Genomic DNA, 7222 nt, shown 5'->3' with positions numbered 1-7222 from the left:
TCTAGTATTTCTCTCTGCGTCTTAGAAATTGGTAAAACTATTGAGAGCTTTTCCCCCTTTTTATCTAAATTTGTTACAATTTCAATTTTTTTAGCTTCTTGAGCAATCTGGCTGTACTGTTCATCAACTTGATAGTTTCCTATTTTTTTATCTATTTCATTCTCTTTTATTTTTTGTGTATTTATAAAGTTTATAACAGCAGTAAATAAGAGAACTATAAGAGGAATAAAGGCAAGAGGTGCTGGCGTGAACGCAAACCCAGCAATACTTACTGTAACAGGCTGAATAGAAAAGGCAGTAAATGCTATAAGAGTAGCAATGGTACTTGCTATCGATATAGTACCAGAATACTTTCTTATAGAGCTCAAAATTCTACTGGGCTGGTCAGAAAGTTTTCTAAATCCTAAAAAATCAAAATAGTCTTTGAAAGGATCTTGAGTGTCTGTAACCATAACATTTTTCTAGTTTAAACTTATTTAGGTATACGTTAACCAAACCTTAAAATCAAGTTTCTTAATTTTTCAACATGTGCCAAGGCCTATTGGAGCGCACTGTATTAATCTTTACGTAACGATTTGTTAACCAAACAGAATGTGTGCCATACGTTTCTAGATCAGCATGTTTAATAATTTTAGCGTTGCAAGCTGAATAGTCGAATTCACTTAATTGAATTGTTAAATCAACTTTATCACAATTTTCTGAAATATCTTCTTTTTTATAAGCTAGCAGCACTAATTTATTATTTCCTTTATTATATATGCAGCCATAATCGTTACACTTTAGCCTTTTATCTGAGTTATTGTATTTTTTATGATTCAAAATTTGGTTCTGCCCATTTTGCTTCGCCCATGTTTTGACAACAAAGTTCCTATTTTTTCTGGTGAGAGAATATAGTAAGTTATCACTCTCCTTTGCAGCAACATTATCAGCATTTATCAAGATATCAGGAGTTCTATACATAGCACTAGAGAAAATACCCAGCACAATAAAGAAAATTCCGAAGAAACGCCAATTTCTTTCCCACAAGCACAGCCACAATAACCCAAATGTTATTATAATAATTGATGAGGCAGGAAAAGTACGAATGGGAATAACCAAATACTGAAGACTAGCGATTGCATTTGTTATATACAAAATGCTGTCAATTGGGCGCTCTATAAATGGCGCTATAATCCATTCAACACCCAAAGGAATCAACAAAACATAGATTATTCCAAGTGGAATAATAATTAATGTAACTATTGGTATAGCAACTAAATTTGTGATAATGCCACTAATTGAAAAATAATTAAAATTATATATCGTATACGGAACAGTTGCTAAACTTGCTATTACTGAGCTGATCATTATCGACACAAAATATTTCATTATTTTTATTTTGAACAACTTATTAGCATTAATTTGATAACTGGCAACCAGTGCCAAAACAGCAGAAAATGACATCTGAAAGCCAGGCTTTAAAATTGCTTCTGGTTCTACTGAGAGTATCACTGAAGCAGCAAACGCAATTGCTATTAACCCTCGATATTTTCTCTCTATCATTATTGCAACGAGTACTAAAATCACCATAATGTAGGCACGCTGAGCAGAAATTTGCATACCGGTAATCAATAAATAAAACGTGGTTGGCAAGATAGTAAGGAATGCAGATATTTTCTTGGTGTTATACTTAAGAGTCAAAGTTTCAGATATTGCGAATAAATTACGAAACACTACAAAAAACAGACCAGCAACAAATGATAAATGCAAACCAGATATGGCAAACAAATGTGCTATACCTGAATCTCGTATCGCGTCCATAGTTTTTTGATCTATGCCATCTTTTTTACCGATCAGTAATGCAGAGATTATATCCGCATGTGGTTTTTTGATATTTTGCTGCAGGTTTTCATAAATGTATTGACGGAAAGATTCTATATACTCTAGAAATTGCCTTGCTTCAGCCTTTTTGTGTAGGGCTATTTTGCTTGTTGCAAAACCTGTTGCACTTATTTTCTGGTAATATGCTATTCTTGCAAAATCGTATGCATACTCCGAAGGTGCAATCTTTAGAGGGAAGAGTTTTGCTGATAATTTTACTTGATCGCCTATTTTAATGCCTTTTTCCACTTTGGTTCTAACTGATATTCTGATGTTATCTAGAGCTCTATCCGGTGTCATTCCAGCGCGTGACGCTGGAATCCATATCTTTTTTTTCTGGATCCCAGTATCAAGTACTGGGATGACAAAAGGGGGCGCTGGGATGACAGGAGAGGATTTTGAGATAGTAGGGGATTTTTCAACAGAAAGCAGAAATTGTTTATATGAGCCCCTGTCGTTAATATCCTTCACTGTGGCAACGATATTTTTTACATACCTCTCTTTATCAAGAATTTGAGTATCAACTAAAGCTGTTCTTAATTTACTGGCTGTAAATCCTATGAGCACTGCAATTAAAGCAATGCATAATATTGCGTACTTTCTGTATAATATTGCAATCAAAATTAGTGTGGGTAAAAGCAAAAGAAAAATAGATATGCAGCTTGGTTCAAAACTTAGGGAAAAATATGTTAAAATTCCTGCACACTGAAGAACAGGAAACCACAGTATCAAGTTATATTGTTCATTGCGCAGATTGTTACGTATATAACTAACTATTATGTCAAGAAAAGTTAATAAGTGTGTCGATATTTGCATGTGGTGAAATTTTATTTTTCTTTTTTCATTATTTGTATATATAATAACTAAATAAGCAACGGCGCGGGATGGAGCAGCTCGGTAGCTCGTCAGGCTCATAACCTGAAGGTCGTAGGTTCAAATCCTACTCCCGCAACCATTTTTAAGGATATAGTTGTTCCACTTTCCAATCGCTTCCCTCAACAAGAGTGTATCTAAATCTAATATGCTTCCTATATTCACCTTCTTGCCAAAATTCAATTACTTTTGGGATTACGCAAAATCCCACCCAAAAATCAGGACGAGAAACTTGTGTATTGTGAAATTCTTTTTCCTTCAATTTTATAGCTTGCTCAAAATCTTGCCAATCTTTCAGAATGCTCGATTGTTTTGAGCACCATGCGCTAATTTGACTACCCAGCGCTCGAGAAGAGAAGTATTTGTCAGTTCTTTCATCGTTTAGAAGTTTAACCTCTCCTTCAATTCGCACTTGCCTAGCAAATTCTATCCAATGAAACACTAACGCAGCTTTGGGGTTCTCAGTCAATTCTTTCCCTTTTTTACTGTTTACGTTAGTGAAAAACACAAAACCTTCTTTGCTATATTCCTTTAGTAATACCACTCTTGCAGATGGAATACAGTCTTTGCTACAAGTTGCTAGCGTCATTGCAGTTGGTTGTTCACACGGAGAATTAAGTACTGCTTTGTACCACTTTGAAAACAAATCAAATGGATCTTTTTCAAGTGAAAATATCATATCAAAAAATAAAATCTTAATTCTGGCACGCGTTGCAAAAATAAGTGCTACGGCCATTTTGTCGTATAAGTGTTATGATATTATTGCAAATCTTGCAAGGTTTTTGAACTTTACCATATACGTAAAAGTTATTTTGAAAGTATCCAGCAGATCCAGATGGCTGTGCATAATCTTTCAGTGTTGAACCACCTGCAGCAATTGCATCACTCAGAGTATTTTTTATTTCAGCAGCAAGTTTTTCGCACTCTCTATAGGTCAAGTTTTTTGCTGACCTGAGTGGTGATATACGGGCTCTAAACAAGCTCTCAGAAGCATATATGTTGCCTACGCCAACTATTGATTTATTGTCCATTAACGCTGATTTGATATTCACTTTTTTATTTTTCAGCAACTCCTGTAAATAGTCTCCACTGAATTCATCCGTGAGGGGCTCTATTCCAAAATCGCTAAAAAAATCCGTTTCTTGTTCTTTATTTAAAACGATAACTAATCCAAATCTTCTTGGGTCATTAAAAATTATTGAAGTATTGTCAGAAAATAAAAATACCACGTGATCATGCTTATTCCGCATTTGATCGTGGTCGGCATATATAAGCTTTCCGCTCATGCCAAGATGTATGATTACAGCCACACTACCATCTGTATTCCAGATGGTATACTTACCTCTACGCTTGATGTTGCGTATGACTTTGCCCTTTAGCATATCATCAATATTTTTTGTTATTGGGGCACGTAAATTCCAATTATTCACTATAACATTACTGATTTGCTTGTTTTTAATTTTATCAAGCAAAAAATTAGAGATTACTTCCACTTCCGGTAGTTCTGGCATGATACCTCCTTCAAAACTTAAGTTTCTGATGGTAATTTTGTCGTTCTCAAATACATTCGAGTATTCTGCGGTGCTTTCTCCTAAAAATTCCTCACCACAAACGAGTTTTGAAAGGGTTCTCTGTCTACTCTGTTGCTGCTTTTTTCTTTTCAAAATATTTTGCTTTAAAGCTTTCGCTAATCTTTTTTTCTCCTCTTCTTTTTCCTTATTCTTTTTTGTGTTATTCATTATCATAATATATAAACTTGCCGTTGTAGCTCAGGTGGTAGAGTACGTCATTGGTAATGACGAGGTCCCAAGTTCGAGTCTTGGTAACGGCACACTGATTATACTTATAATATTGCATAACTTGTAAGCAAGGCTTAGAAGAAAGTTACAGAGGTAAGTTGTCATGCTTTTTCCATATCCTTTCTACCTTCTTGTTTTTGAGTAGCTCTAATGCTTTACAAAAGTGATACCTTGTTTTACTTGGCACTATAATGTCATCAATGTATCCATATGATGCAGCAAAAAATGGGTTAGCAAATTTTTCTTTATATTCTTTAATTAACGTTTGCTGATCTTTTTCGTGTCGAAATATAATCTCAACTGCACTTTCAGGGCCCATCACAGCTATTTCAGCAGTTGGCCAGGCATAATTTATATCACCTTTTAGATGTTTCGAATTCATAACAATGTATGCACCACCATACGCTTTTCTAGTGATAAGGCTAATTTTCGGCACGGTCGCTTCAGCGTAAGCGTAAAGCAGTTTCGCTCCGTGTTGTATTATATTATTGTATTCTTGATTTGTACCCGGCAAAAATCCTGGAACATCAATAAGTGTGATGATCGGAATGTTAAATGCGTCACAAAACCTTACAAACCTCGCAGCTTTTCTTGAAGAATCAATATCCAAACATCCTGCAAGGTGCATAGGTTGATTTGCAACAATACCGACAGTATTTCCTCCAATTCTACCAAAACCAGTTATGATATTACGAGCAAAATCAGGTTTCAGTTCAAAGAAATTCCTTTCATCACAAACTTTTTCAATGAGTTCATACATATCATAAGGAGTATTAGGATTGGTAGGAATTAGAGTGTTTAAGGATTCATCAATGTCGTCAACATCATTACAGATTGGTGCAGATTTTGGTGATTCTTGATTATTTGCTGGTAAGAAAGTAAAGAATTCACGCATTTTTAGCAGCATTTCAACATCATTATTGAATGCAAAATCCGCTACTCCTGTTTTGCTTGTATGAATTTTTGCTCCACCGAGGTCTTCGAAACTTACATCTTCGTAGGTAACCTTTTTTACTACATCTGGCCCGGTTATAAACATATATGAACTGTTTTTCACCATGAAAGTAAAGTCAGTTAATGCTGGGGAATAAACTGCACCTCCTGCACATGGGCCCATAATTAAAGAAATTTGTGGTATAACACCCGATGCATTTACGTTTCTTTGAAAAATTTCTCCATAACCAGCAAGAGAATTTACTCCTTCCTGAATTCTGGCTCCACCAGAATCATTTAGTCCGATAATTGGAACTCTGGCATTAATTGCCATATCCATAATTTTGCATATTTTTTTTGCATGTGACGCACCAAGTGAACCACCAAAGACAGTAAAATCCTGAGAATAAACAAAAACTTTTCTGCCATAAATAGTACCATGACCAATCACTACCCCATCACCTAAAAAATTAGCATTTTGCATGCCAAAATCATTTGCATGATGTTTTACGAATTTATCGTATTCTGCAAAAGAACTTTCATCGAGCAATATACTGAGCCTTTCTCTAGCAGTTAATTTCCCTTTTTCATGTTGTTTGGTAATCCTGTCAGAACCGCCTCCTTTTTCAGCTTCTAGTGCTTTGGTTTTTAGATTTTCTAGTATTTTAAAGTCTTGCATACAATAAAGTAGTTTTCAAATTAGTTGTAGACTTTATTAAGTTTACAAACCCCACTAACTATACACATACACTATTGCTATATGCAACAATGTATGTATGATAATTGTTAATGCTCTGGTGATTCATGGTCACTACTTTGAAAATGTTGCGATGTGTCAACTCTTTTCATATTAGAAAGAGGTGGACTAACTGCACTGCTTTTCGTTTGTGCAAAACTTTTAGCAGCTTCAACAACCTTGCTTATACGAGGTTCTTTTTCTAGCTCTTTTAGGTACTTTGAGAAGATTTCACAACTTTTGTCATCCATATGTACCATTATTTTACCAAAACTTTCAGCTTTTTCAGAAGATAAAATCATTTCGATCTTTTCATCGCCTACCCTAAAGGTCATTTTTACTTTGCCTTGCATATCATGATATTGCCAGCTTTTTATTCAGATTAGATTATCTCCTTCTCCTATTCGCAATGCACCATATTCTAAGTCCTTAAATTCCGGGGAGTTCATAAATTTTGCAGGAGTGATCACACTTTTTTCTGGACACTGTACATAATAAAATTTATTATCTCTTTCTACTACAATTTCTTTTTTTTGTCATTTTCAATACTATCACTTACAATTTGTTTTAGACGTGACAAATATTCGCCGCGTTCTTTCAGTATATCTTCTGGCAATAATCTCCGAACTTCTTGGCTCACATCAGTGCCTGTTGAAACTAGATTAAACATTTCTAACATAAGAGGCCGTAGTTTTTCTTTTCCAGTCTCAGTAACATTTTTATCTTGCTCCATGAGGTGGTATAAGATCAGTATCGAATAATCTATTATTGATGACTTTTTTCTCCTTGGAATACATCAACACTAAACATGACCTTGTGCTTTTTTGCATCGTCTATAGATTTTTGAAGTCTCTTTGCTATGTTTTCGATAGCTTCATCATTAGGTAAGTGTTCAGGCAATGGCGTCAACTTAAGGAAAAATATCAGCGATAGTATATAAAATTTCTCTCTAAATTTTTTATCATTAAATTATCCAAAGAGTGCAAGGGACAGCACTTTTGTTTCTATTTTATTGCAACAA

6 protein-coding genes, 2 tRNA genes and 1 pseudogene are annotated in these 7222 nt (G+C 34.7%); 2 read left to right on the top strand and 7 right to left on the bottom strand.

From position 1 onward, the window contains the following. Together OZD62_RS01120 and OZD62_RS01115 are read right to left on the bottom strand one after the other, a co-directional pair. A pseudogene (locus OZD62_RS01120) lies at positions 1-452 on the bottom strand (hypothetical protein); the annotation flags it as partial. A 61-nt stretch (positions 453-513) separates the two neighbouring features. Next, entirely contained in the window at positions 514-2676 is a 2163-nt protein-coding gene (locus tag OZD62_RS01115; RefSeq protein ID WP_265017999.1) for a ComEC/Rec2 family competence protein, read from the bottom strand. A 62-nt stretch (positions 2677-2738) separates the two neighbouring features. On the opposite strand from OZD62_RS01115, the gene OZD62_RS01110 reads away from it, so the two are divergent. Next, a tRNA-Met gene (locus tag OZD62_RS01110) sits at positions 2739-2815 on the top strand. A gap of 3 nt (positions 2816-2818) precedes the next feature. On the opposite strand, the gene pdxH is transcribed toward OZD62_RS01110, so the two are convergent. Both pdxH and mutM read right to left on the bottom strand, forming a co-directional pair. After that, complete coding sequence (gene pdxH, locus OZD62_RS01105; protein ID WP_022626142.1) at positions 2819-3412, bottom strand: pyridoxamine 5'-phosphate oxidase; 594 nt, start codon at positions 3410-3412, stop codon at positions 2819-2821. Positions 3413-3428: 16 nt separating this feature from the next. Beyond that, on the bottom strand, positions 3429-4244 hold the full coding sequence (gene mutM, locus OZD62_RS01100) for a bifunctional DNA-formamidopyrimidine glycosylase/DNA-(apurinic or apyrimidinic site) lyase (RefSeq protein ID WP_010963068.1): 816 nt from the start codon (positions 4242-4244) through the stop codon (positions 3429-3431). Between the two features lie 247 nt (positions 4245-4491). On the opposite strand from mutM, the gene OZD62_RS01095 reads away from it, so the two are divergent. After that, positions 4492-4564: transfer RNA gene (locus OZD62_RS01095), tRNA-Thr, on the top strand. A 53-nt stretch (positions 4565-4617) separates the two neighbouring features. On the opposite strand, the gene OZD62_RS01090 is transcribed toward OZD62_RS01095, so the two are convergent. The 3 genes from OZD62_RS01090 to OZD62_RS01080 form a co-directional block, all read right to left on the bottom strand. Beyond that, positions 4618-6144, bottom strand: a complete 1527-nt coding sequence (locus OZD62_RS01090; protein WP_015589410.1) for an acyl-CoA carboxylase subunit beta — start codon at positions 6142-6144, stop codon at positions 4618-4620. Positions 6145-6251: 107 nt separating this feature from the next. Next, the gene (locus OZD62_RS01085) at positions 6252-6554 is read right to left on the bottom strand and encodes a hypothetical protein (RefSeq protein ID WP_010963066.1); all 303 of its coding nucleotides are present in this window, start codon (positions 6552-6554) and stop codon (positions 6252-6254) included. Between the two features lie 164 nt (positions 6555-6718). After that, positions 6719-6934, bottom strand: a complete 216-nt coding sequence (locus OZD62_RS01080) for a hypothetical protein (RefSeq protein WP_255407368.1) — start codon at positions 6932-6934, stop codon at positions 6719-6721. Positions 6935-7222 lie beyond the last annotated feature (288 nt).

Source organism: Wolbachia endosymbiont of Drosophila seguyi, assembly GCF_028981765.1.
Taxonomy (GTDB): Bacteria; Pseudomonadota; Alphaproteobacteria; order Rickettsiales; family Anaplasmataceae; genus Wolbachia; species Wolbachia pipientis.
This window is presented reverse-complemented; position numbering and strand designations above follow the sequence as displayed.

What these genes read in the sequence shown, in the direction of transcription:
- OZD62_RS01115 (WP_265017999.1), bottom strand. Translation starts at nt 2,676, where the DNA reads ATGCAAATATCGACACACTTATTAACTTTTCTTGACATAATAGTTAGT.
- pdxH (WP_022626142.1), bottom strand. Translation starts at nt 3,412, where the DNA reads ATGATATTTTCACTTGAAAAAGATCCATTTGATTTGTTTTCAAAGTGG.
- mutM (WP_010963068.1), bottom strand. Translation starts at nt 4,244, where the DNA reads ATGCCAGAACTACCGGAAGTGGAAGTAATCTCTAATTTTTTGCTTGAT.
- OZD62_RS01090 (WP_015589410.1), bottom strand. Translation starts at nt 6,144, where the DNA reads ATGCAAGACTTTAAAATACTAGAAAATCTAAAAACCAAAGCACTAGAA.
- OZD62_RS01085 (WP_010963066.1), bottom strand. Translation starts at nt 6,554, where the DNA reads ATGCAAGGCAAAGTAAAAATGACCTTTAGGGTAGGCGATGAAAAGATC.
- OZD62_RS01080 (WP_255407368.1), bottom strand. Translation starts at nt 6,934, where the DNA reads ATGGAGCAAGATAAAAATGTTACTGAGACTGGAAAAGAAAAACTACGG.